Raw genomic sequence first — 23657 nt, 5'->3', positions numbered from 1 at the left:
TGGCCTTTACTTACGGCGTTGGTAGCTCTGTTTTCGCCTGCTCAAACCACTGCAAGGTTTGTATTCGCTGTTTCTCACCATAAAGCCGCACGAACTGTGCGGTCGTGTGATCGTTGTGGTTGTTCAGCGATTGCAGGCGCTTTTCAATGTATTCGGCGGTCAGCGGTATCTGACAAATTTCAGTGATACAGTGGCGCCATTGTTGGTAGGTTTTGGGTACGATTGAATCCGTCATAAGTTATCCATCCAAAGTAAAATGGCCGGGGAAAACTCCGCTCTTTTACGCCTGGCGGCCGCAGCACTTTTTGAATTTTTTGCCATTGCCACAGGGGCAGGGCGAGTTTCGGCCTACTTTAGGCTGATCGCGTTTTATCGGTGCCTGCGGTGCGCAACAGCTGGCGCTGGCGCAGCAAGAACCGGAATCTTGTGTGGAATCGTCGTTGGAATATTGTTCAGTGTTCATAAGTCAAAAAATCTCTCGGCAATAGGGTTGTATTTCGTATCAATAACCACGGCGTTATGGGCGTGCAAACTTTCCTGGTGTTCGACTTTAAATGCATAGTCCTTAACCCAGTCGCACTGCTCTAGCATGGTTTTTAATTTTCGCGCTGCGTCTTCGCAGAACATTAGGTTTTCGGCGTTTAGTCTTGCAAATTCCTGTTCATCACTGCGTTTGACCATGGTTTGCACTGGCGTGGCCAAAGTGGTTTCAATTTGAGTGATCAGTGAAAGCAGCGAGGGCCAGTTTTGGTCGCGCAATACCAAATTCAAATACGCGTACGAGCGCTGGCTATGGGGCGTGGCGACACTGGTGGCCTCTACCCAGGCCAGCAAATCTTGTTTGTCTATCTGCTTCCCTGAAAACTGCGAGTCAATGGCGCCCGCCAGCAGTTGTCGCGATAGCGCAGCCGAGCAAGGGCAGGTGCTGGAATAGGGAACAGTGAGCGCTAGCCGGTAGCTGTTTACGCCGTGATGATGCTCGCCAGTAATTGTCACATTGTAAGATTGAAAACCCGTTTCGTTGCTTAGCAGGGAGTCTTTCGCCAGGCAGAGATCAAAACTTAAATCGAACTTGGCGCTTTTGCTGATAGGTCCTTGAGACGACACCATGTCGTTCAGCAGCGAATCGAGTTGTGCTTTGTCGCACAGCTTGCCTGCCAACTGGTTCAGGCGCCGATGCAGTCGCGACATGTGTATGCCCTTGGCGCCGGGGTCGTCCAGACTGACATAAAGATTGGCCTTGGCCGCGACGGTTTGCTCATTGCCAGTATCACTGGCGAGAGTCACAGGAACGGCGATCGCCTCCATGCCCACCCAGCGTAAGCCGTTAGTGACGGAAGGCGTACGGGTATTAGCGATGTCGGGCAGTTGTTTGTTTTGTTGCATAAAAAGTTAACTAATCGATGTTTTGGAAAAGGCGGTTGTCGCCTTAACCTTAAGATGGATTTGCGGTGACCCGCACACGTTTTTCCTGCGTATCGACCTTTAAGTAAAAGCACGAAGGGCGTCCCGTATGACAGGCCGCGCCGCGTTGCTCCACCTTGCACAGAATGGCATCGCCATCGCAGTCAAAGGACATTTGAATAAGTTGCTGTACATGCCCGCTGGTTTCTCCTTTGCACCACAGTTGCTGACGGCTGCGCGACCAGTAGGTCATGCGCTGATGGGTAATGGTGTGCTCCAGCGCGGTGCGATTCATCCAGGCGAACATTAACACCTCGCCGCTGCCGGCATCTTGGGTAATAACAGGTATCAATCCCTGTGCATCAAACGCCAGCTGATCGATCACTTCGTCTAAGGGCAATGGCTCGTGCCCATTTTCAAGGGCGATAAAGTAGGAGCGCTTCATGAAGCCTGGGCCGGGTTTTGGCTGGGGCAAGGGCAGGCTTTGCTTTCGTGTGTGCGGCACAGCCGGAAGTTCATCCAGTGCCCCAGGGCGACACAGGCGGCGCCCGCCAGCGTCAGTAGCTTCTCGCCAGCTTCACCAATGCGTGCTTCGCCCAGTGCCACCGCCAGTACTAACAGGGCTAAGCCGATCGTGCCTAACAGTAGAACGCGCACGCGGCGGTGTTTTTTGCAACCCAGAGTCAAGGCGTAAAGACTGCTGGGAATAACAGCTACCACCATCCAAAAATGAAAGGATTCATGCTCCAGTGGCAGTGCGGCAAGGCTGGGTAGCAACGCCAAAATGAGAGGCATAGCCAGGCAGTGCACAGCACAGGCGAGTGAAAGGGTAATAGCCAGTTTGTCGGTTAATACTTGCGCGGATTTCATGGTGTTAATTTCCAGTTGTGGTGGCGATTTCTATTTGCTGGTCGCTGCGGTGGTCGTAATAGCGGTTCGCGCACGGCTAGCGGGCGAATCTTCGGTGCAGTGGAGAGGTTCTGAACTCGTATCTTTGCAGTCATTGCAAATACAGTTCATCTCCAGCTGAGGGCTTTTGAGTTCGAAGCCGGCATCGGCCACCGTTTTTTTCAGGGTTGATATGGTGTCGGGTTTAATAATAATTTCTCTTACCTTATTGCAGACTTGGCAGATTAAAAATTGGGGCGCGTCGTGGCTGTGGCGTTCGCAAATGTGCGCGCAGGCAACGTACTTATTCGCCAGGTTGAGCCGGTGCGCCAGATGCTCTTGCTCCAGAAACTCTAAAATTCGATAAACCGACATGGCCGAGAATGTCTCGCCGAACTCGTGTTCGCAATAGTCGATTAATTCATAAGCTGACAGTGCTTTTTTGCAGTTTAAAAGCCCCGCCAGAACCTGCTTGCGTTTGACGGTTAAGCGGGTGCCGCGAGCACTGCAGTTTTTATCTGCCTGGGCGATAAGTTTCTCAACGTTTGTGCGCATGGTTATTTAAAGCTGGCTGTGGCGCTCTTTGGCGTTAGGGTGGCCCCGCCCTGCGCGGATGGGCTTATCCACATCAGGTTGACTTTGCTTAGGCTTGGGTAGTGTTGGAAGAGTTTTACCTTGATCTCTTCGGGGTAGGCCCCGGCCTCGCAGCGATAACGGTAGCGGGCGCCGATTTCGCTGTGTCCGCCTCTATGATCGTGCTCGCTGTGTTCGTGTTCGTGAGTATGATCGCTGTGTGCAATTTCGGCCTGCAGTGCAGATACGTCTATCGAAGAGTTCACTAGTTCGCATTGATGATCCGTAAAGTCCAAAAAAGTGTCGGGCCGTTGCAGCTGCTGTTCGGTTTGTGCCAGCAAGGCCTTTTCATCAGTACTGTTAGCCTTGTGTTCAAAGCCCACCAGATTGACGCTCGGAGACATTAATTCCACGTCTAGAGTGTTGTTGGCGAGGACAATAGTGAGCTCGGCCTCTCCATGAGTGTGAGCCGGCATGCCGGCGCCAATTGCCCCGGCCGCGCTGCTGAGTATCGCGGCCATCAACAGCGCTCGCACTGAAGCGCGAGCGGACGGTGAAGTCTTGTACTTAGTGCGGATAGTATTCATGTGATGGCATCCATAGTAAGAAACAGGCGTCGTTGCGGAGCAATTAGCTCTGGCGAGCGGTGCACAATGCCCTGGCCTTCATTGCCGGGCCAGTCTTCACCCTTTAACAACGCGACATCGCCGGTGTTGAGCTTACGAATAGACGAGGCGTTTAAATAGAGCCCGGATTCTCTGTCGGCTTTGCCTTCGGCGCCGCGCCCTAATTTGCCGCGATCAATCACGCTGTTGTCGAGCCATTCGGTCGCCGGTCCACAATATGTGGTAATTAGCCGGCAGCCCAGTTTGTCGACGTGAAAGCGCGGGCAGGTGGCTGAGCTCGTCGTGCACAGTCTCAGGCCTACGGCCTTGGCACCCAGCAGGCAGGTCACCATATCCGCCAAGATATTCACATCGTCAATAAAAGCCTGACGTAGCACATGGTCAGGCAAGCGTTTACACAGTTCTTGTTCCAGCGATTTTAAATCGCTGGACAGGCGTATCTCGGTGGCATGTGGCTGCTGCTCCAGCACAAACTTGCTGTACTGATCGACCTGCGCGGGCAGGTGCCGCTGCCAGACACACAGATTAGTCTCGGCGTTATATAAGTCGGTGAACACGGCCGGGTCAGTGCTCTGGCTGAGCCCCGTGGGGGCAGCAATAATTTCAGCGGCTTGTTGCATCACTCACTCCAACTGGGAAAAGGGTCGGGTAGTTTTTTCCAGTAGTCTTTACCGGCGATCATTTCGTCGTCGTTTAACAAGCAGGCATCCAGAGTTTCGGTCATCCCGGCCTGGTCTAACCCCTGGCCGATAAACACCAGCTCCTGGCGCATATCACCAAAGGGTTCTTGCCACTTTTCCTGAATGAAACTGAGTGTGTCTTCGTCCTCGGGCCAGTATTGCTCGGGCACCGCGCGCCAGAACATCCCGGCCGCGCCGTGCCGGGCAATTCCGCCCGCTTGACTCCACTGGCCGGCAAACTCTGGGCGTGAGGCCAGCCAGAAATAGCCTTTGGAGCGAATTAGCCGACCGTTGGGGGCAGGGCTTTGCATAAAGTCGAAAAGCTTGCGCGGATGAAAGGGCCGGCGCGCGCGATAGACAAAACTGCTGATGCCGTATTCTTCAGTCTCTGGGGTGTGTTCGCCGCGCATTTCTTTTAGCCACAGGGGCGATTGCTGGGCACGGGCGAAGTCAAAAAGTCCTGTACCCAGTACACGGTTCAACGGCACTTCGCCGTTTTTGATTGGCATCAACTGAGCGTCGTGGTTCAATCCGCGCAGTAAACCTGTGAGGTTTTGCAAGTGCTGCTCGTCTACCAAATCGGTTTTGCTGATTAAAATGACATCAGCAAACTCCACTTGCTCGACCAGCAAGTCGGTGACACTGCGCTCGTCTTCCTCGCCCAGGCTTTCATCCGAATCGCGCAGATCTTTGGCTTGCTGGTACTCAGCCATAAAGTTGACCGCATCGACTACTGTTACCATGGTGTCCAGCTGGGCAATGTCCGACAGGCTAATGCCGTCTTCATCGGCAAAGGTAAAAGTTTCTGCGACGGGTAGGGGCTCGGAAATACCGGTGGATTCAATCAGCAAGTAATCAAATTTCCCGGATTCGGCAAGCGCACGTACTTCCAGCAGCAAATCTTCGCGTAGGGTGCAACAGATGCAGCCGTTGCTCATCTCGACCAGCTTCTCTTCGCTGCGATTCAAGCTGACATCGTTTTTCACCGACTCGGCGTCGATGTTGACTTCACTCATATCATTGACGATAACCGCCACCCGTCGATTATCGCGGTTGTGCAGAATATGATTGAGAACCGTGGTTTTGCCCGCACCCAGAAAACCGGACAGAACGGTAACGGGTAGCCTTGTTTGTTCAGTCTGCATAAAACTTCTCTTTCTCTTCGCTAATCACTTTAACGTCGGTACCGAACTCTGCGGTCGGTCTAATTAATAAGCGTTCAATACCAATCGGCTCCCCGGTCTCTTGGCAGTAGCCGTATTCGCCCACATGCAAACGGCGCAGTGCAGCGTCAATTTTGCGCAGCAGCTTGTATTCCCGATCGGCCAGTCTGAGCTTAATCGCCATGTCGTCCTCGAGTTGTGCACGGTCGGCTTCGTCGTTGCACTCCGGGGGTTGAGCAAGCTGCTGTTTTATCTGCTCAATGTGGTTTTGGGTTTCTTGTTTCAGGCTTAGCAGGTGATGCTTAAAAAATGCCTGTTGTTCGGGGTTCATGTAATCGCGCTTGGGCGCCTTGCGTAGTTGTTGCTCGGTTAGCATGCGGGCTCCTCCGCTTGCGGCAGGCGACGGCAGTGAAAGCGATTGCTTAAATGTCCCGCTATCAGCAGCAGGCCGCCGCTGATTGAAAGCGCCGCTTCGGCCTCGTGCGGGGCGAAAAAGGCGGTAACCAAGAGAGCTAAGCCGCTAAAGCCCGACGCCGTGGGTAACCAGCGGCCGTGCCGCTTTCTGCCGCTGGGGAAGCTGGCCAGTGCCAGCGCGGCAATGGGTATGATCAGTACGAGGTGTACCCACTCCGAAGTAAACAGACTACCGATCAGGCCGAGGCTTCCAATGGATAGCAAAATAGGGGTAGCAATACAGTGGATTAGGCACAGGCCGGAGCACAGTGCGGCGGTTTCGTCTTTCATGGCGCTCTCTCAAAAATAAAACGTTATAACATAACAATAAGGAAAAGGTTAGTGTCGGTCAATAGGGGGCGAAGGAGGCGCTAAGACCGGTGGCCTCAACTGGGGGGTGTTCAGGGTTTTTGTTGGTGTAAAACCGGTAGTTTTTGCGCAGTACTGCCCAAATCTTGTTCTCCTATGCGGTCAAGTGTGCCAAGCGGTGGAGACACAGGGCGGGTGTGCTAGCTTTGTGTACGCTTGGGCACGCATCTAGCGCGGCGCCCGATCTGTGCGTTCAAATAACATTAGGAGGGAGTCTTTGTGCAAAGCTTATTCAGTATTAATACATTAGGGGTGCTTGCCGCTAGCGCCCTGGCTTCGGGTATTGCAGCCGCGCAAACTCAGTCGAGTTCAAGTTCATCAAGCAGTTCATCCTGTTCGTCCAGCTCTGCGCCCAGTTCACCTTTGCCAGCGCTGGCGTGCTCGGTTTCCAGCGCTGGCTCCTGGGCACAGGGGTATCAAGCAGCGGTCGATGTGACCAATGTCAGTGATCGGGCGATTGACTCGTGGCAGGTCTACTTGATGCTCGATTCGGGACATACGATCGATCATTCCTGGAATGTGCTGCTCGATCGCGACCATAGCGATTTCACGGCGCGCAATGCGTCTTGGAATGGGCGATTACAACCGGGGGAAAGCGCAAGCTTTGGTTTGTTGGGGCGTCACCCCGGGGCGTTTGTGATGCCGCAATGTAGTGCGATGCCCGAGCCAAATGCTGACTTTACTGTGGCGGAGCACGGCTTTACGGTTCAGGCAAAATTGGCCAAAGAGCCGCAAAGCAATTGGCAGTACCGGATAGATTTCGGTGATGGTGAGGTGATTTACCATCACGATGCATGGCATACCTACGCCGAGCCCGGTGTTTACAGCATAGTGGTTACGGCGCGCAGTGGACATCACACGGTCACTCGCGAGCAGCAGGTGTCGGTGCAAGTGGTTAACGCGGATAATCGGGCGCCCGTGGCCCGCACTTACGTGGATGTCCCCTATGGTGGCTCGCCTAATATCAGCGATGGTTTGTCTTACGATCTGGACGGACAGGCCCTGACACGACAATGGCAAACTACCCGCTGGATAAATAGCTCCTACAGCGTGTTGACCGTTTCTGATGGAGCTTTGTCGGATACCGCTCAAACGAGCAATCCCGTGCCCTGTGGAGGTGGCTATCACTCTTCGGTTTATGCCAATTTAAATTATGAAGTCGATGGCCGAACTGTATTGTTTGATGCGCACGAAAGCTATGGTGCTGAGCTGTTGCTAGAGTATGGAGACGGCGTCAGCACTTCGCGGGTCGTTACCTCACACACTTATGACCAGCCGGGCGAGTATGAGGTTAGATTGCGAGTTTTCGGCGGTCCCTATTCGGATTATCTTTCCCAGACCATTGTGATTGAATAGCTCGAAGCACAGTCGTTTAGCCCTTACCGAGACGGCCAGCGCCGCTTTCGGTTGGGGTTAGCAAATTTTTTTGTTTGTAGACAGCGGCCCCACCGACCATACAAACAGGGTTCAATCATTCTCTCTGCGGTTATACTTGTAACATTCATCTCCTGAGTTCTCGCCGTTGCTTTGCTTACGTTCTAATGCAGGGCGAGGGCGGCCAAGCTAGCTCTGGGCTTTGGTACATCAAAGTCTCATTAGGGTGAGTTTAGCGCTTGAGGGGACCGCCCTCGGTCGATAAACTGAAATCCGGGGCTAGGGCAGGGGGCAATCTCCGCGCGCCTGGGCTGTAACAAAAGCATCTACTCAGTATCGCCCCATCTGGATTAAGACAGCCATCTAGCAGTCTTTTTCGCAGTATCCATTGACTAGATGCAAACCCATAATTCAGGTCAGGTCTTTTTGAATACATTTGTCTCTATCGTGCTATTGGCGCTTGCTTATTGGAGCGTGGGGCTGTTGGCTCTTACTCTGGCCATTCCCCCAGGCTTTGCCAGTGCCATCTTTCCTCCGGTAGGTATGGCGATTGGGGCGGTCATGCTATTTGGGGCACGTTTGCTTCCTGGTGTTTTTCTCGGCTCCGTGCTGCTCAATTTGACCGTGGGTTGGCAAAACGCGGGTAAGTTGACCGCCTCCGGTGTCGTGCTTGCAGCGGGCATTGCTCTGTCTACCGCGGCGGCCGTTCTTTTGGCAAAAAAGTTATCTTCGCTAATTCTGCAGGGGCGCCAGGCTTTTACCCGCGAGGCCGATATTGTTAGTTTGTTGATAGTGACGGGGCCGGTGGCTTGTTTGCTAAGTGCGAGCGGCGGCGTCGGTGTGCTTTACGGGCTGGATGTAGTACGTGCCGAAGCTGTGGCTTCCAGTTGGTGGACCTGGTGGATTGGCGATAGCATCGGGGTCGCCTTGGCGCTGCCTATTATGTACATATTTTTTGCTCGCCCTAGAGAGGTGTGGCGCGGCCGGATGATCACTGTTGGCTTGCCCATTGCTGCGGCCACTGCGCTAATGATTGTCGTGTTTGTGCGCATTAATAAGGCCGAGCTGGATCGGCTGGATAAATCCTTTCAACAACTGAGTGTTCCCTTTGCCGCTAATTTTGCCTCGGCCCTAGAGAGTCAGTTGGGCGTTTTAAAGAGTATCGACGGACTGTTTCAGGCCTCAGAACATGTGACTTTGGCAGATTTCACACGCTTTAATGAACACAGCCTGGAGGGCAGCGAAGTGCTGCACGCGGTGTCGTGGAATGCGCGTATTAATCACGCGCAGCGAGGGGCGGAAGAACTATCCCAAAGTCAGCAGGGGTTGCCTGCCACCATCACCGAGCGTGCGGATAATGGTGAGCTCGTACCCGCCCCTAGGCGCGACGATTATGTGTACGTTAAGTATATAGTGCCGGCCGCTGGCAATGAGAAAGCGCAAAGCTTCAATGTGGGCGGCGTACCGAGTCGCCGCGCGGCGTTAGAGCAAAGCGCCGCAAGTGGCGAAGCGCGTATGACTATGCCGATTCAGCTGGTGCAGGACACGGTAACCAGTAAGGCGCTGTTGGTCTTTTATCCGGTCTATTTCAAAGAAGCGACGCTACCTAGTTGGCAAAACGTTAAGGGCTTTGCCACTGCTGTGGTGGTTATGGAGCAGTTGATCACCCAAATGGTATCGGATTACGGTGAGCAGGCCGGCTTTACCGTCACGGTCGATTATGTGGGGGCGCAAACAGAGGGCCTGGCCAGTGTAGGTGGCGACCCTGTTTCTGATTTGGCGTCTTTATTGCGCTTTGAGCAGACCTACCCGTTTGCAGGCGCTGCCGTACGTATCACCCTTGAGCCAACCACTGCCTTTGTCAGCAAGCATTACAGCTCCCTGACCTGGACAGTGCTCGCAGGTGGGTTTTTATTCTGCGCTTTGCTCGGCGGGTTTTTACTTTCCCTGAGTGTGCGCTCCGAAAGAATTCGCGAGCTGGTGCAGGAGAGAACGGCCGAGCTTTCTTCCATTTTAAGCAGCGCGACCGATGCCATTCTAACCATTGACGGCTCTGGCTCCGTGCACCGCTATAATCCGGCAGCGCTGGAGCTGTTTGCGGTTGAGCGTGAGCAACTACAGCGCTCGAGTATTACGACCTGGTTGGATGCGTTTGCCGGCGCTAACACACAGGTAAAACAGGTGCTGGATGCACGGCTCAATACGATGTTTGAAACCACTTTGACCACACCCGACGAACAGCGCCATGCAGTAGAGGTTGGGGTGAGCAAGATGGAGCTTGGCACCGATCCTCACTATGTTGTGATGCTGCATAATATTACCGAGCGCAAGAAAACAGAAAAGCTAAAAAGCGAGTTTGTCAGTACGGTGAGTCACGAGCTGCGCACACCGCTGACTTCCATTGTAGGTTCCCTCAAGTTGGTGTTGGCCGGTGTGACCGGTGAAATCACCCCAAAAACTCACAGCATGGTTGCCATTGCACGGGATAACGCCGAGCGCTTAAGTGTTCTGGTAAATGATATTCTGGATATTGAAAAGCTGGATTTTGACCAGTTAAAAATTGATATTGCTCAGGTGCCTGTGATCGCCACAATGGAGCATGTGATACAGCAAATGCGGGGTTACGCCGAGGGTTTTGACGTGCAATTGACGCAGCATACCTCTGCAGACCTGAGTGGGCAGGACTGTGTCGCGGCGGACTCCCATCGGCTGATACAAATATTAACGAACTTGCTTTCCAACGCCATCAAGTATTCTGACCCGGGCTCGCAAGTCATATTGTCAGCGCGCCGCGAAGGGCAAGAGTTGGTCTTTTCGGTTAAGGATTCTGGGCGCGGAATGCCGGATTATTTTCGCAAGCAAATCTTTCAAAAGTTTTCTCAGGCCGACTCGTCGGATAAGCGGGAAAAAAGTGGTACTGGTCTTGGTTTATATATTGTTAAGGCCTTAACCGAGAAAATGCATGGTTCTATTTCCTACGAATCAGAGCTCGGCAAAGGCAGTGAGTTTTTCATCCGCCTACCCTTGTCGCCACCTCTTTAGTTCTGCAATAGATGTTGCTTAAGTTGTTGCTCCAGGCTCTGCCAATCCAGCGGTTGGTGATGGATAATCTCCAGACGACTGTCTTCGCATTCGTCCAGCTCCAATGTTTTTACCACACCGTCGGCAAGGTTCAGGGCGATTATGCCCTGGTCCGTGATCAATACGGCTTTTAAGCGATCGCACTCCAGTCCGTGCAGCCAGTTAAATAATGGCGTTAGTGCGAACACCTTGGCCGGGTGAAATACCCACCCCGCACTGTAGTAGCCTTGCCCCTGATGTTGCTTGCGGGTGATCGGTTGTTGCGCTGTGGGCGTGGGCAAGTTGGCTGCGGGAAAATTGCTGCCGTGATGGTGGACGGTTTCGGGTAAAGCGAGTTGTGTTTTATGGGGCAGCTCCAGCCAGGCGGAGTCCAGTTGACCCAGTTTAATTTCTACCCGTGGACGCTGGTCAAGTTCTTGAGCCTGAAGATACGCTTGCATGGCGTTTAGCTCGGCCGGTTCAGCCAAGTCTGTTTTATTCACCACTAAAACGTCGGCCACCTGAAGTTGTTGCATAAAAGTATCGTTTTGCAGGTGGCGCTCGCTGATAAAGTGGCGCGGATCGATCAGTGTCAGACAGGCCTTGATCTCAAGAGTGTCGGCAAAGCTCTCGCTCAGGGTTTGCAGCACCTCCAGCGGGTGACCAAGGCCGGTGGGTTCGATAATCAGCCGGTCAAACTGCCGGCTGCGCAGCAACTGTGTGAGTCCGACCTGCATTGGCAAGCCCGCGACGCAGCACATGCAGCCACCGGGAATTTCTTTAACCACGGCGCCACCCCCGCGCCCTTTTTGTTCACGCAGCAGGGCGCCGTCAATCCCCACCTCGCCGAACTCATTCACCAGCACAGCCCAGCTCTCCTGTGCCGGCTTTTCGCTCAGCAAATGCTGGATTAATGTGGTTTTACCCACGCCTAAAAATCCGGTGATGATATTGGTGGGGATTGGGTTCATGCTGATCCTGATGGTTACGGGTTACGGGTTACGGGTTACGGGTTACGGGTTACGGGTTACGGGTTACGGGTTACGGGTTACGGGTTACGGGTTACGGGGCTCCAGTACGCGGAAAGCCCAAAGTCGTTTTTGACATGGCATTAGTACAGCACAAAATTGTTCAGCGTTCAGCGTTCAGCGTTCAGCGTTCAGCGTTCAGCGTTCAGCGTTCAGCGTTCAGCGTTCAGCGTTCAGCGTTCAGCGTTCAGCGTCCACCGTCCATCCGAACGTTATAATGTTGCAATAATGTATTGTTACGTTATAACATAAGTGAATGAGGGCGCGATAGCTGCTCCGCTGCCATTCTTAATTTTTCTGTCTCAACCATTAGGGGGTTCCGTGTTGAAGCGGTCTTTAGCTTATTTAGGTTTTGGTTTTCTGGCGCTGCCCGGGCTTGCCAGCGCCGATACAATCCAAGGGGTGGTGCTCGATGGCGACGGCCAGCCTGTCACCGGTGCCTTGGTCGAGGTTGTCGGCACTCGCGTGAGCGCTGAAACCGACGCGTCTGGTCAGTTTTTGCTGGATGATTTATCCAGCGATGACGTTGAACTGCACGTGCGCGCTCCGCGCTTTATGCACAAAAATGTACACGTACATGACGGTAGCGATTCGCTGCGTATTACCCTGACCGAGACAGTAATCGAGGTGGTCGACGTAACGGGCATGCCCTGGCACATCTCCCAGCTGGAGTCGGCTACTCCGGTTTCGGTGTTAAGTGGCGATCAGCTGCGTGATCAGCAGTCGGCCACTTTGGGTGACACTTTGAATAAGCAAGTAGGCGTGCACTCCAGCTACTACGGCCCGGTAGCCGGTACGCCGATTATTCGCGGTTTATCTGGCCCGCGAGTTCTGGTGGCGCAAAATGGTTTAGATGTAGGTGATGTGTCGCGTAGCGGTCCCGACCACGCGGTAACCGGCGAAGCCACTACTGCCCGGCAGGTAGAAATTTTACGTGGCCCGGCGACTTTGTTTTACGGTAATGGCGCCATTGGTGGCGTGGTCAATGTGGTGGACGATCGCGTGCCCCAAGATACCGAGACTTTTGGTCAGTGGCAGTTGGAGTACAACAGTGCCAATAACGAGCCGGTGATCGAGGGTAGTGCCAACGTCGGTCTTGGCGATAGCTTTGCCGTGCACGTGGATGGCTTTTGGCGCGAGGCGGATGACCTGGAAATACCGGGCTACGCCGAGATCGAGCCAGACGAAGATGCCAGCTACGGCACCTTGGAAAACTCCGCCTACGACAGCCAGGGCGCGACCCTGGGCGGTAGCTATGTTGGCGATAACGGTTTCGCTGGTATCAGTTTTGGCCGCCTGGAACGCACTTATGGCATTCCCGGCCACAGCCACGATGGTGTAATGGTTCAGGCCGAGCTGGAGCAGGATCGCTTGCAGTTTGTCAGTGAGTACAGCTTTGATCACGACATCCTGGCGGAGGCGCGTTTTCGCTATGGCTACACCGATTACCAGCACTATGAATTAGAAGGCGATGCCATTGGCACCATGTTCCAGAATGAACTGCATGAGGCCAGGTTAGAGTTGTTTCATCAGCCCTTCGCCGAATGGCGCGGTGCTGTGAGCTTGCATGGCAAGCGTCAGGAAAATGCAGCCCAGGGCGAAGAGGCCTTCACCCCGCCGTCGCTCACAGAATCCTATGCTTTAGCGTTGATGGAAGAGAAGCACTTTGGTGATTTTCTGGTGCAACTGGGTGGGCGTATTGAGTGGATTGAAGTGGATGCGCACGACGTGCTGCTGGACTCCGAAGGCGAGCGCGGAACCTACCGTCTGGATCAGGAATTTACGCCCTATAGCTTTTCTTTAGGCACTGTGTGGGACTTTGCCGAAGGCTATAACCTAGGGGTGAACCTTACCCACGCTCAGCGAGCACCCACTGCCAGTGAAGTCTTTTCCTACGGCCCTCACATCGGTGCTGGCAGTTTTGAGGTGGGGTCGATTTTTGACATTCTCGCCAACGACGATGGCGATTGGGTGGTTAATTTTTCCGACCAGCCTGTCGAGCTGGAAACTTCTAATAACATCGATATTTCCCTGCGTAAGTTCGCTGGCAATATCGGCTTTGTGGTGGGCGCTTTCTACAACCAGGTAGACGACTTTTACTACGCCCGCGCTACCGGTTTAGAAGCAGAAAGTGGTCACGACCACGACCACGACCACGACCACGATCATGACCATGAAGAAGAGCATGATCACGGCGAGCACGAAGACGAAATGCTGCCTGTTTATCAGTTTACCGCAGCCGATGCTGAGCTTTACGGTTTTGAAGGTGAGGTGCACTGGCAGGTTAGCGATCCGTTAATGCTGCGTTTTACCACCGACTACATTCGCGCGACGTTGCGCGATGGCGGCAACTTACCACGCATTCCCCCTCTACGTGCGGGTATCGCCGCCGAGTACGAAGTAGGCCCCTGGGCTGTACACGCCAGCGCCGCTCACTATTTTGAGGCGGACAAAACCGCCGCGTTGGAAACCTCTACAGAGGCGTATACCTGGGTGGATGCCGAAGTGAGTTACACCTTGCCTGTCTGGGGCGGCACCAAACTGTATTTGCGTGGCGATAACTTGTTGGACGAAACCGCGCGTGTACACAGTTCATTTATCAAAGACATTGCACCGCGTGCAGGCCGTTCGGTCTCTGCCGGTATCCGTGCGAGCTTTTAAGGTTTTTAAGGAGTTTATTCATGTTGTCAGAAAACAAAATCAAACCGTTGTCGGCGATTTTTCTTGCCCTGATGCTGAGCGCCTGTGGCGATAGCGAAACCAATATTTACGCACAGGATGTTGCCGAGCCAGAAGAAGAGCATGATCACGATCACGACGAGGAAACCAGCGCTGCGCGTTTACTCTTGGTGGAAGAAGGTACGGAGATGGTCCATATCTTCGAGGCCGGCGATGGCGATGAAGTGGCTGAATTGAGCTTACCTGCGCCTATCGGCTATGCCTACCCTGTGCCTGGTTATCGCTACGCGGCCTTTGTCCATCGCGACGACAACTGGGTCAGCTTTGTCGATGGCGGTGTTTGGGTCGAAGATCACGGTGATCATGACCACCCCTATGCCGAGGCGCCAGCCATCCAGGATTTTTACCTGGATGGCGTTAAGCCAACTCATTACACCTTTAATGATGAACAGGTAGCCGTTTTCTATGATGGCAATAGCGAGACGGGCGATGTCGCTGGAGTGGCTACTTTTGATTCGGCCGCCGTGGCCGAAAACGGCATGGCCGCTACCTTGAACTTCGACACCTATATGCACGGTGCAGCGCAGGTGCGTGGCGAGCACTTGCTGGCGACTATTCGCGACGCCGACAGCGCCAGCACTCTGCCCGATAAAGTGGGTTTGTACCATCTGCACGATACCGAGTACGAGCTGGAAACCGTTTTTAGCGAAACCTGCCCCGGTTTGCACGGTAGCGCGCAAAACGAAGATCAAATTTTCTTCGGCTGCACCGACGGCGTCTTGGTAATTGATGAGAGCGCCGACTTTGCCGCCACAAAAGTAGCTAACGGCACCGCCTTGGCCGAGGGTGTCCGGGTGGGTAGCCTGCGGGCTCACCATCATGTCGATGAGGTGATTGGTATTGCCTCTGGCGGCTTGGTGCGTGTGGTGCCTGGCTCTGACGAGCTACAGCCTATGCCCGAACCGCTGCACGAGGAAGATACCGTAGTGGCCAGCGACTTTGCCGCCGACGGCGAATTCTTTGTCGCTTTGACCAGTGAGGGTGCATTGGTGGTGTTGGATAGCCACGATTGGGGCATTCACGGCGAACTGAGCGTCACCGATGCCAGTGCTTTGGGTGAAGGCCAGGGGCTGAAATTGATTGTGCCGCCCGCGGGCCATCACGTGTATGTGCTGAACCCAGGTAGCCAATCTCTGGTAGAGGTAGACATCGAGGCATTGGCGGCCGACGAGCCCTGGAGTCTTGAATTTACGCCTTCTGCCGGGGTGTGGCTGGGTTATGCGAGCGAAGAAGAAGCGCATGATCACGACCACTAAGCGACAGCGTTAGACTTAGAGCGGTTATTGGCGCTACACACCATCGTAAGTGCGTGAGAAAATAGGCGCCAATTTTGCTAAGATCACCGAACCCGCGTAACCCTTATTTGTGGTTGCGCGGGTTCTTTGTATCTGTAATGGGGTTTGTGCGCGCCGAATGGAAAACACTCACGCTTTATCCGCCGGATTGGCTGCGGCATTGGACGATTTACGCCGTTGGACCCGGCCCTGCGCTGCGCCACCTCACGCCTCAGAACTGTTATCCCAAGCCCGTCTAGCGGTGGAAGATTTTCAGCGTCTGGCCCCCGGGGCTGACCCGGCCTGGCTGTTGGCCGCCTGGCTGGTACGCAGTACCCGCGATAATTTGCAGTGTGATGAAATGCTCGCGCCACGGGTGGATAGGCTGCTCGATGCCTTATTGCAGCTCACCTTCACCAATGCTGCCTCTGGTCACTGGCAAAACGCCGACTGGGTAAACGAGTGGGACAAATTACTGTTTCACTGGCAGAGCTGGTACCCGGGGCTTGGTAGCGCTGGGGATAAATTCCTGAGCCGCTGCGACGAACTGCTTGAGTCGTTGGCGGATGGCGCCTCAGGCCTGGCAGCCTGCCAAACCGCGCTGGAAATTTTTAACCAACAAGCTGATCGTGAGTTGGAGCGAGCCGCTCGCCTAGCCAGTCGCATACACGACTTGGAACAGGGTCAACTAAAGGTGCAGCAGGCTGCGCAGCAGGTAGAGAACAGCTTAAATGAGTGGATGGCCGGTAGCAGCCTGCCCGATGCGGTGTACCAGTATTTGCACCAATCCATGGGCCCGGCACTGCGTTACTTGGTGATCAATGAGCAGCATGAACAGTGGGATTTTTGGACAGACACCCTGCAGCAGCTGTGCCGTGTCTTTGAGCCTAACAAAACCTTCGAAGCGCAAGAGTCGCTGCACCGCACCGCACCTCAGCTAGGCGCCAGGCTCAGTGCAGCAAAGCCGCCTGCCACGTGCGACAGTGATGGTTACCACCGTTTTGTCAGTGAAGTTTTGCTTGGCATTGATGAGCTACTGGCTGGCAGAAAGTTGGATACGGTGATTGCCCCGCCGATCAGCAAAAAACGCGAGCCGCTGAATGTTCGCAGTCACCGACGCGACAGCGAAAAGCACCGCTTGCAATGTGGCGATTGGCTGGTGTTTCGCACTCAGCTTGAAGGCGATTTACGTTGTCAGTATTTGCTGCAATCCCCGGTTAGTGACGAGCTCATTTTCGTCAACCGCCAGGGACACAAAGTCATCCAAGTCTCGGTGGGCAAATTTTTGGATGCGCTGGATCGGCGCGAAGTCCAGCCCATGGCAAAAATTCGTGTTTACAGCACTGCGGTCAACAAAGCCGCGTCGCGGCTGCGCTATTACCACGCCGACGTAAAGGCTGAGCGCGAGCTGCAAGAGGCTTTAGAGAAGCAAAAGCAAGAGCGTGAAGAGAAGCTTCGCGCCGAGCGCGAACGAGCTATGGCCGCGCGCCGCCAGGCCGATGCCTTGGCACGGAAAAAAGCGATGGCGCAAGAGCTGGCGCGCCTGGAGGCGTTAAAGCGCGAGCGCGAAGAGGCTGAACGCAGTGCCCGCGAAGCTCTCCAGGCGCAGCGCTGGCAGACGGCCTTAGCGCAGGTTGAGCAGCTGCAAGTCGGTGCCTACGCCGATATTCCCGTAGGTGATCAGACGCGCGAGCGCTGTCATTTGGGCATGATCATGCCGTCGACGCAAAAGTACCTTTTTTACGATAAGTTTCAGCGCAAGCTGGGAGAGTGGCGCCGCGATGAGTTGGTGCAGTTGCTGGTTGATGGTCAGGTAGAGTTTTACGAAGCCGCGCCCGGCTTTGACAGTCGCCTAGAGCAAATCGTTTTTGGCCAGCGCCGCAGCCCGGCATAGTGCGCTCCATGTGCCTGTGTTATAACAGGTAAAAAAAGGAGTGCAGCATGGATATCACCGCTAGCAAAAATCTACAGAAGGCTCAGGCGTTGCTGGATGAAGGCGAGCCCCAAGCGGCCTACAAGCTACTCAAGCCTCTATACCGCGCCCACCTGGATAACATTGACATTATCCTCGCTACCGTCGAGGCCCTAGAGGCGCTGGAACAAGAGCCTAAGGCTCGTTCCCTGTTACTACATTCGTTGCAGCGCAACCCTAAGCAGGCGCGCTTATGGGGCGCACTCGCCGATCTCTATTGGGTCGCTGAGGATGAATCCGCCGCCTATAAAACTCTGGAAAAAGCGTTAACGGTTGTGCCCGAACACCTAGAACTGATGCGGCAACGGGCCGGGTATTACGCCGACGCGGAAGACCGCGAAGCCATGCACCAGCAGTACGATAGGGCAATGGCCGCTCATCCGGATAAACTCACTGAGCTGCTGGGCGAGCGCGCGGATACATACCTCGGGCTTGCGTACGGCGCCGAAGATGACGAGGCGCAGATTCACGATGGTCTTGGCATGGTGTACGCCGTGGTGCCGCTGCAGGCGGCGGTCGCCGATATGACCCGTGTGATTGCGCGCGAAGCCCTGTGGCAAAATTATTATAAGCGCGCGGGCTTGTATAAAAAGCTGCAACAATATGATGATGCTATAGCCGATTTTGACGCGGCTTTAGCTCACCTTGATGAGCAAAGCGAAGCGATGCGCGAAACCATCGAGATCGAACGCGATGGTTGCCTTAACAATGGGCGCAACGAGCGCGAGCGATTGGCGCAAACACTGCGCGAGGATCTGCAACTGGCTGATGCCAAAGGCCTGAGCCTGGAAGACCATCTCGCCAACAATATGATTAACGCCCTCGCCACCCAGCATGCCGAAGGGCGGAATATGCTGGCCTTGATGGAAGAGGTGGGCGACGACCCGGCGGAGCAGCAGGCGTTGAATGTTGCCCAGGAAATTCTCGCACACGCCAAGGAGGCACCAGCCGATTACACCCCGGCGGCCGTGGAGGAGTTTCCCCGGGCGGCACAAGTCTACAACCGGCGAGTGGGCAAAAAACTGCAGTCTATGGGTTTTCAGCATTTGGGAGACTATGAGCCGCAGGGGTTGCGCCAACAATTGGGGCGGGCGGTGTTAGTGAGTGTTTTTCTATCCGCTGACCGCACCATTGCCGCAGCCTGTTATCGCCTTACACCATTAAAGCCGGTATGGTGGATTTGGCTAATTCAGTGTTTACTGGGGCAGTGGCGGCATCACGATATTATCGAGTTTGAAAGTGTTGCCGAGCGCGATGGTTTTATCATCAGCAACAACACTGGCGCGGTGAATGTGTTTACCAGCCCAATTAACGGTGTGGATGTACAGGCGCTGCCAGCCAAGGCCAGTATTGACGAAGTCTTGCGGGTGCACCGCGAGCGTTTGGCGGATCTGCAGCTGCGTGAGTTTAGCGATGCCGAGGCCATTTTTGCCGAGCAGGAGCGCCTGCGGCAATTAAAAATAGAGCACCGCCAGGCGATTGGTTATGTGACTGAGCAAGAGCTGCAGGTACTTCTGGGTAAGCACTACGATCAAATGGCTGCGCGGGTGAAAAAATACCTTAACCGCTTGGCACCACAATCGGTTTAATTGAAATAAAGGAGTGAACCATGGACTTAGATAAAATTGAAAAACTCAATGAGTTAAAAGAAAAAGGCATGATCTCGGACGAGGAGTACAACAAGGCCAAGGCAAAATTGCTGGGTGGCTCAACTACCGACGATATGATCGGTGATGTAGACAACCGCAGTTACAGCATGATTTTACATTTTGCCCAGCTGTGCGGTTATATCATTCCCATGTGCGGCTGGATTGTGCCCTTGGTGATGTGGCTGCTTAAACGTGAAGATCCGTACATTAATGAGCAGGGTAAAGTCGTTTTTAATTGGATTATCAGCTCATTTATCTATTTTTGGATTTGCTTGTTCTTGGTATTTATCGGCATTGGTTTAGTGCTTTTGCCGGTGCTTGGGATTGTCTCGATTGTGTTTATTGTGCTCGGGGCGATTCGTGCCAAAGACGGTGTGATTCGCAACTATCCGATTACCATTCCGTTTTTCACCGTCGACGCCAATGCCGCCGCCAGTGCGCAAAACGACAAGGCGGACGGCTCTATAGAGAAAAAGGACTGACGACACATGAAAGTGGCGGTGTTCAACACCAAGCGTTATGACCGGGACAATCTTGCGCAGCTTGTTGGCCATGAGTTGACCTTTATTGAGGCGCACCTTAACGCGCAGACCGCGCCTTTGGCCGCAGGTTTTAATGCCGTATGCTGCTTTGTTAATGATGTTCTGGACGAGGTCGTACTACAGCAATTGGCCGCCGGGGGTGTGCAGCTGCTGGCTATGCGCTGCGCCGGTTTTAATAATGTGGATGTACCCGCGGCCAAACGTCTGGGTATTACCGTCTGCCGGGTGCCCGAGTACTCGCCCTACGCGGTGGCTGAATTTGCCACCGCTTTAATTCTGGATTTAAACCGCCGTATGCGCCGCGCCTACAATCGCATGCGTGAGCAGGATTACTCCTTAGACGGTTTGCTGGGGTTCGATTTACACGGCAAAACCGTGGGTGTTGTGGGTAGTGGCAAAATTGGCTGCGCTTTTGCCCGCATTATGCAGGGCTTCGGTTGCCGTCTGTTGGTCAGCGACCCTTACCCCAATGACACCATGGCCGCGATGGCCGAGTACGTACCTCGCGAGCAGCTTTGGCGCGAGGCGGATATTATTTCACTGCACTGTCCACTGCTCGATTCCACTTATCACCTGGTTTGCGCCGACAGCATTGCGCAAATGAAGCCCGGGGTGATGCTGATCAACACCAGTCGCGGTGGGCTGATCGACACTCGCGCGGTAATCGACGGATTGAAAACCGGACAAATCGGTTACCTGGGAATTGATGTGTATGAGGAAGAGGCCGATCTGTTCTTTGAAGACAAATCCGACAGTATTCTGCAGGACGACGTGTTTGCCCGCTTGTTTACCTTCGCCAATGTGATGGTCACCGGTCATCAGGGCTTTTTCACCCGCGAAGCATTAGCGCAAATTGCCAAAGTCACCGGTGAGAATTTAAATGCTTTTGCCAGTGGTGAGCGCAGCGGGCCGACTTTTGTGGTTTAAGCATTAGAAGCTGACTTTTGACGGCGGAACTTGGCTAGGGCCTGTTCACACTAAGTAAATCCGCCTGCTGGAAGTCAGTTTTGTTTCCAGCTAGGCACCGTGAGCGCAGTTTGGTTATTCCAAATAAGCGAGCGGTAACAACGCTGGGGGCAAAACTGGCTCCAGCCCTTCGGGTTGCGCCTAAAAATCCACCACTCTGCGTCGCCTGCATGGATGCAGGTGAGGCGCGAGAGCAGGATGCGGTAAGCTTTGCTCGTCGTTCATTTGGAATAACCAAACTTCTCTCCTCGCGCCTTGATTGGCGAATTTTTAGGCGCAACAGGCTGTATTTAATTTGTGTGAACAGGCCCTAAGTCACGTCTGATATCAGAGGTCTGATCTTTGACCCGTCCTCCCAATTTGCCGTGGCGAATCTCTGTTCGATTGGTGTACAATCGCCACCTTTCTTTTTTGCAACCTGTATTTACAACCTATCCCCTTTCAACAATCCGGTAGTGCCAGCGCTGCCCGTTAGTGTAGGAATTGTCCATGTTTGATAAAAGCCAAACAATCGCCTCGTTTGACCCCGAAATCTGGGACTCTATCGAGAACGAAAGCCGTCGTCAGGAAGAGCACATCGAGCTGATTGCCTCTGAAAACTACACCAGCCCGCTGGTAATGGCGGCCCAAGGCACCAAACTGACCAACAAATACGCCGAAGGTTATCCGGGTAAGCGCTACTACGGTGGCTGCGAGTACGTCGACAAAAGCGAGCAGTTGGCCATCGAGCGCGCCTGTGAATTGTTTGGCGCCGATTACGCCAATGTCCAGCCGCACTCGGGTTCACAGGCCAACGGCGCGGTATACCAGGCGCTATGTAAGCCGGGTGATACCATTTTGGGTATGAGCCTGGACGCCGGTGGTCACCTGACTCACGGTGCCAAGCCTAACTTCTCGGGCAAGACCTACAACGCGGTGCAATATGGCTTGAACCCGGACACAGGTCTGGTGGATATGGAAGAGGTAGAGCGCCTGGCCGTGGAGCACAAACCCACCATGATTGTGGCTGGTTTCTCGGCTTACTCGCAGGTGTTGGATTGGGCCAAGTTCCGTGAAATCGCCGACAAAGTTGGCGCTTACTTACTGGTTGATATGGCCCACGTGGCCGGTTTGGTTGCCGCGGGTGTATACCCCAGCCCCATCCCCCACGCTCACGTGGTGACCTCGACCACCCACAAAACTCTGCGCGGCCCTCGCGGCGGTATTATCCTGGCCAAGGCCAATGAAGAGATTGAGAAAAAACTCAACTCGGCGGTATTCCCCGGTGGTCAGGGCGGCCCTTTAATGCACGTAATCGCCGCCAAGGCCATCAGCTTTAAAGAAGCCATGAGCGACGACTACAAAACCTATCAACAGCAGGTGGTTAAAAACGCCAAGGCTATGGCCAAGGTGTTTCTGGAGCGCGGCCTGGATGTGGTCTCCGGCGGCACCGAAAACCATCTGATGCTGGTAAGCCTGATCGGTAAAGAGTACTCGGGTAAAGACGCCGACGCTGCGCTAGGCGAGGCCAACATCACCGTAAACAAAAACGCGGTGCCCAACGACCCACGCTCACCCTTTGTGACCTCGGGTCTGCGCGTAGGCACCCCGGCCATCACTACCCGCGGCTTTGGTGAAAGCGAATGTACCGATCTGGCCCATTGGATGTGCGACGTATTAGACGGCCTGGAAAAAGGCAACGCCGAAGAGGCTATCGCCAGCGTGAAGCAGAAAGTGCTGGACGTATGCGCTAAGTTTCCGGTTTATGGTTAATGGGCGCTGCGCGCGTCTGAAGTCGGATGTCTGACGTCAGATGCCAGCTTCGCTGAACGTGGAACACTAAAAGGGCGGCTCTATTATCGAGCCGCCTTTTTTTATTTGGGTCGCCCATAAAATCATGCCGAAACTGGGTTGACGCTGGATAGGGGCAAAATCATCATTAGTTTGTTCACCGTTCACCGTTCACCGTTCACCGTTCACCGTTCACCGTTCACCGTTCACCGTTCACCGTTCACCGTTCAGCGTTCAGCGTTCAGCGTCAGACATCCGACCTCAGACGTCCGACTGTTATTTCTGCCCAAAATTTAACCTTGCTTTCCTCCCCCAAACTCCCTAGAATACCGCGCCCCTGTACCCTCTGGGTGCGGGTAGTAACCGGCTAGGCCCTGTGCTCGGCCACTCCTTGTCTTACTGGCAATGGCTGGAAGACTTTAATCCGTAAGGAGCGATTAATGCGTCATTACGAAATCGTATTTATGGTCCACCCGGACCAAAGCGAACAAGTGCCCGGTATGATCGAGCGCTACACCGCTACCGTTACCAACGGTGGTGGCCAGGTTCACCGCCTGGAAGATTGGGGTCGCCGTCAACTGGCTTACTCCATCAACAAAATCCACAAAGCACACTATGTTCTGATGAACATCGAATGTAGCGACGAAGCGCTCGAAGAGCTGACCACCAACTTCCGCTACAACGACGCTGTGCTACGTAATATGGTAATCCGTACTGACGAGGCTGTTACCGAAGAGTCTCCGATTGCCAAGGCTGACAAAGAGAGCCGCGAGCGCAAGCAACCGCGCGCCCCGCGTCGCGAAGAGTCTGAAAAGTCTTCTGACAACTCTGAGGAAAAAACCGAAGAGAAAGCCGAAGAACAGACCACTGAGAAAGAGGGGGAATAATCCATGGCTCGTTTTTTCCGTCGCCGTAAGTTCTGCCGTTTCACCGCTGAAGGCGTAAAGCAGATCGACTATAAAGATCTGGACACTTTGAAAGCCTACATCACTGAAACCGGTAAAATCGTACCCAGCCGTATCACGGGTACTAAAGCCAAGTACCAGCGTCAGCTGTCTACCGCTGTTAAGCGTGCACGCTACCTGGCACTGCTGCCGTACACGGACAGCCACGAGTAAGACTAACAG

The 23657-nt window shown here is 54.1% G+C and carries 23 protein-coding genes; 11 read left to right on the top strand and 12 right to left on the bottom strand.

Translation table 11 applies throughout. The annotated features are described in order from the left end of the window. Window positions 1-10: 10 nt before the first annotated feature. The 11 genes from NHM04_RS08490 to NHM04_RS08440 are packed head-to-tail and all read right to left on the bottom strand — an operon-like array spanning window position 11 to window position 6078. The gene (locus NHM04_RS08490; protein ID WP_254266546.1) at window positions 11-235 is read right to left on the bottom strand and encodes a hypothetical protein; all 225 of its coding nucleotides are present in this window, start codon (window positions 233-235) and stop codon (window positions 11-13) included. Window positions 236-280: 45 nt separating this feature from the next. Continuing rightward, window positions 281-463 (bottom strand): SEC-C metal-binding domain-containing protein, encoded by a 183-nt coding sequence (locus NHM04_RS17370; protein WP_083915359.1) that lies wholly within the window; start codon window positions 461-463, stop codon window positions 281-283. Beyond that, a complete protein-coding gene (folE2, locus tag NHM04_RS08480; RefSeq protein ID WP_254266545.1) occupies window positions 460-1386 on the bottom strand; it encodes a GTP cyclohydrolase FolE2 in 927 nt (308 codons plus the stop codon). The genes NHM04_RS17370 and folE2 overlap by 4 nt, the downstream gene beginning before the upstream one ends. Window positions 1387-1435: 49 nt before the next feature. Next, a complete protein-coding gene (hisI, locus tag NHM04_RS08475) occupies window positions 1436-1849 on the bottom strand; it encodes a phosphoribosyl-AMP cyclohydrolase (protein WP_254266544.1) in 414 nt (137 codons plus the stop codon). Beyond that, a complete protein-coding gene (locus NHM04_RS08470; protein ID WP_254266543.1) occupies window positions 1846-2274 on the bottom strand; it encodes a MerC domain-containing protein in 429 nt (142 codons plus the stop codon). The genes hisI and NHM04_RS08470 overlap by 4 nt, the downstream gene beginning before the upstream one ends. A gap of 30 nt (window positions 2275-2304) precedes the next feature. Then, window positions 2305-2847, bottom strand: coding sequence for a Fur family transcriptional regulator (locus NHM04_RS08465; RefSeq protein WP_254266542.1), 543 nt, complete (start codon window positions 2845-2847; stop codon window positions 2305-2307). A 2-nt stretch (window positions 2848-2849) separates the two neighbouring features. Continuing rightward, window positions 2850-3452, bottom strand: coding sequence for a DUF2796 domain-containing protein (locus NHM04_RS08460; protein WP_254266541.1), 603 nt, complete (start codon window positions 3450-3452; stop codon window positions 2850-2852). Next, window positions 3449-4111 carry a DUF1826 domain-containing protein gene (locus tag NHM04_RS08455; protein ID WP_254266540.1) on the bottom strand — a complete coding sequence of 221 codons (663 nt, stop codon included), beginning with the start codon at window positions 4109-4111 and terminating at the stop codon, window positions 3449-3451. Before NHM04_RS08455 ends, NHM04_RS08460 begins: the two co-directional genes overlap by 4 nt. After that, window positions 4111-5316 carry a zinc metallochaperone GTPase ZigA gene (gene zigA, locus NHM04_RS08450; protein WP_254266539.1) on the bottom strand — a complete coding sequence of 402 codons (1206 nt, stop codon included), beginning with the start codon at window positions 5314-5316 and terminating at the stop codon, window positions 4111-4113. The genes NHM04_RS08455 and zigA overlap by 1 nt, the downstream gene beginning before the upstream one ends. Then, window positions 5306-5710, bottom strand: coding sequence for a TraR/DksA C4-type zinc finger protein (locus tag NHM04_RS08445; protein ID WP_254266538.1), 405 nt, complete (start codon window positions 5708-5710; stop codon window positions 5306-5308). The genes zigA and NHM04_RS08445 overlap by 11 nt, the downstream gene beginning before the upstream one ends. Beyond that, on the bottom strand, window positions 5704-6078 hold the full coding sequence (locus NHM04_RS08440) for a MerC domain-containing protein (RefSeq protein ID WP_254266537.1): 375 nt from the start codon (window positions 6076-6078) through the stop codon (window positions 5704-5706). The genes NHM04_RS08445 and NHM04_RS08440 overlap by 7 nt, the downstream gene beginning before the upstream one ends. 297 nt (window positions 6079-6375) lie before the next feature. Here NHM04_RS08440 and NHM04_RS08435 point away from each other — a divergent pair, with 297 nt between their 5' ends. Then, entirely contained in the window at window positions 6376-7512 is a 1137-nt protein-coding gene (locus NHM04_RS08435) for a cellulose binding domain-containing protein (protein WP_254266536.1), read from the top strand. Window positions 7513-7956: 444 nt separating this feature from the next. Then, window positions 7957-10572 carry an ATP-binding protein gene (locus tag NHM04_RS08430; protein ID WP_254266535.1) on the top strand — a complete coding sequence of 872 codons (2616 nt, stop codon included), beginning with the start codon at window positions 7957-7959 and terminating at the stop codon, window positions 10570-10572. Here the strand turns inward: NHM04_RS08430 and NHM04_RS08425 are convergent. Beyond that, the gene (locus tag NHM04_RS08425) at window positions 10569-11561 is read right to left on the bottom strand and encodes a GTP-binding protein (RefSeq protein ID WP_254266534.1); all 993 of its coding nucleotides are present in this window, start codon (window positions 11559-11561) and stop codon (window positions 10569-10571) included. The two genes, NHM04_RS08430 and NHM04_RS08425, sit on opposite strands and share 4 nt — an antisense overlap. A 378-nt stretch (window positions 11562-11939) precedes the next feature. Here NHM04_RS08425 and NHM04_RS08420 point away from each other — a divergent pair, with 378 nt between their 5' ends. The 9 genes from NHM04_RS08420 (at window position 11940) to rpsR (ending at window position 23648) form a co-directional block, all read left to right on the top strand. Further along, complete coding sequence (locus tag NHM04_RS08420) at window positions 11940-14279, top strand: TonB-dependent receptor (protein WP_254266533.1); 2340 nt, start codon at window positions 11940-11942, stop codon at window positions 14277-14279. A 20-nt stretch (window positions 14280-14299) separates the two neighbouring features. Further along, on the top strand, window positions 14300-15613 hold the full coding sequence (locus tag NHM04_RS08415; protein WP_254266532.1) for a hypothetical protein: 1314 nt from the start codon (window positions 14300-14302) through the stop codon (window positions 15611-15613). A 157-nt stretch (window positions 15614-15770) separates the two neighbouring features. Continuing rightward, the gene (locus NHM04_RS08410; protein ID WP_254266531.1) at window positions 15771-17525 is read left to right on the top strand and encodes a DUF1631 family protein; all 1755 of its coding nucleotides are present in this window, start codon (window positions 15771-15773) and stop codon (window positions 17523-17525) included. Between the two features lie 47 nt (window positions 17526-17572). Then, window positions 17573-19192 (top strand): tetratricopeptide repeat protein, encoded by a 1620-nt coding sequence (locus NHM04_RS08405; protein ID WP_254266530.1) that lies wholly within the window; start codon window positions 17573-17575, stop codon window positions 19190-19192. A 20-nt stretch (window positions 19193-19212) separates the two neighbouring features. Further along, entirely contained in the window at window positions 19213-19734 is a 522-nt protein-coding gene (locus NHM04_RS08400; protein ID WP_254266529.1) for a DUF4870 domain-containing protein, read from the top strand. A gap of 6 nt (window positions 19735-19740) precedes the next feature. Continuing rightward, on the top strand, window positions 19741-20721 hold the full coding sequence (locus NHM04_RS08395; protein WP_254266528.1) for a 2-hydroxyacid dehydrogenase: 981 nt from the start codon (window positions 19741-19743) through the stop codon (window positions 20719-20721). Between the two features lie 528 nt (window positions 20722-21249). Next, window positions 21250-22512, top strand: a complete 1263-nt coding sequence (glyA, locus tag NHM04_RS08390; RefSeq protein WP_253968897.1) for a serine hydroxymethyltransferase — start codon at window positions 21250-21252, stop codon at window positions 22510-22512. 458 nt (window positions 22513-22970) lie between these two features. Then, the gene (rpsF, locus tag NHM04_RS08385) at window positions 22971-23417 is read left to right on the top strand and encodes a 30S ribosomal protein S6 (protein ID WP_254266527.1); all 447 of its coding nucleotides are present in this window, start codon (window positions 22971-22973) and stop codon (window positions 23415-23417) included. Window positions 23418-23420: 3 nt separating this feature from the next. Next, the gene (gene rpsR, locus NHM04_RS08380) at window positions 23421-23648 is read left to right on the top strand and encodes a 30S ribosomal protein S18 (RefSeq protein WP_254266526.1); all 228 of its coding nucleotides are present in this window, start codon (window positions 23421-23423) and stop codon (window positions 23646-23648) included. Window positions 23649-23657 lie beyond the last annotated feature (9 nt).

Origin of the sequence: Gilvimarinus sp. DA14, assembly GCF_024204685.1 — a bacterium.
Lineage (GTDB): Bacteria > Pseudomonadota > Gammaproteobacteria > Pseudomonadales > Cellvibrionaceae > Gilvimarinus.
The sequence above is the reverse complement of the archived record's forward strand: the minus strand, read 5'-3'. Positions and strand labels throughout refer to the sequence as shown.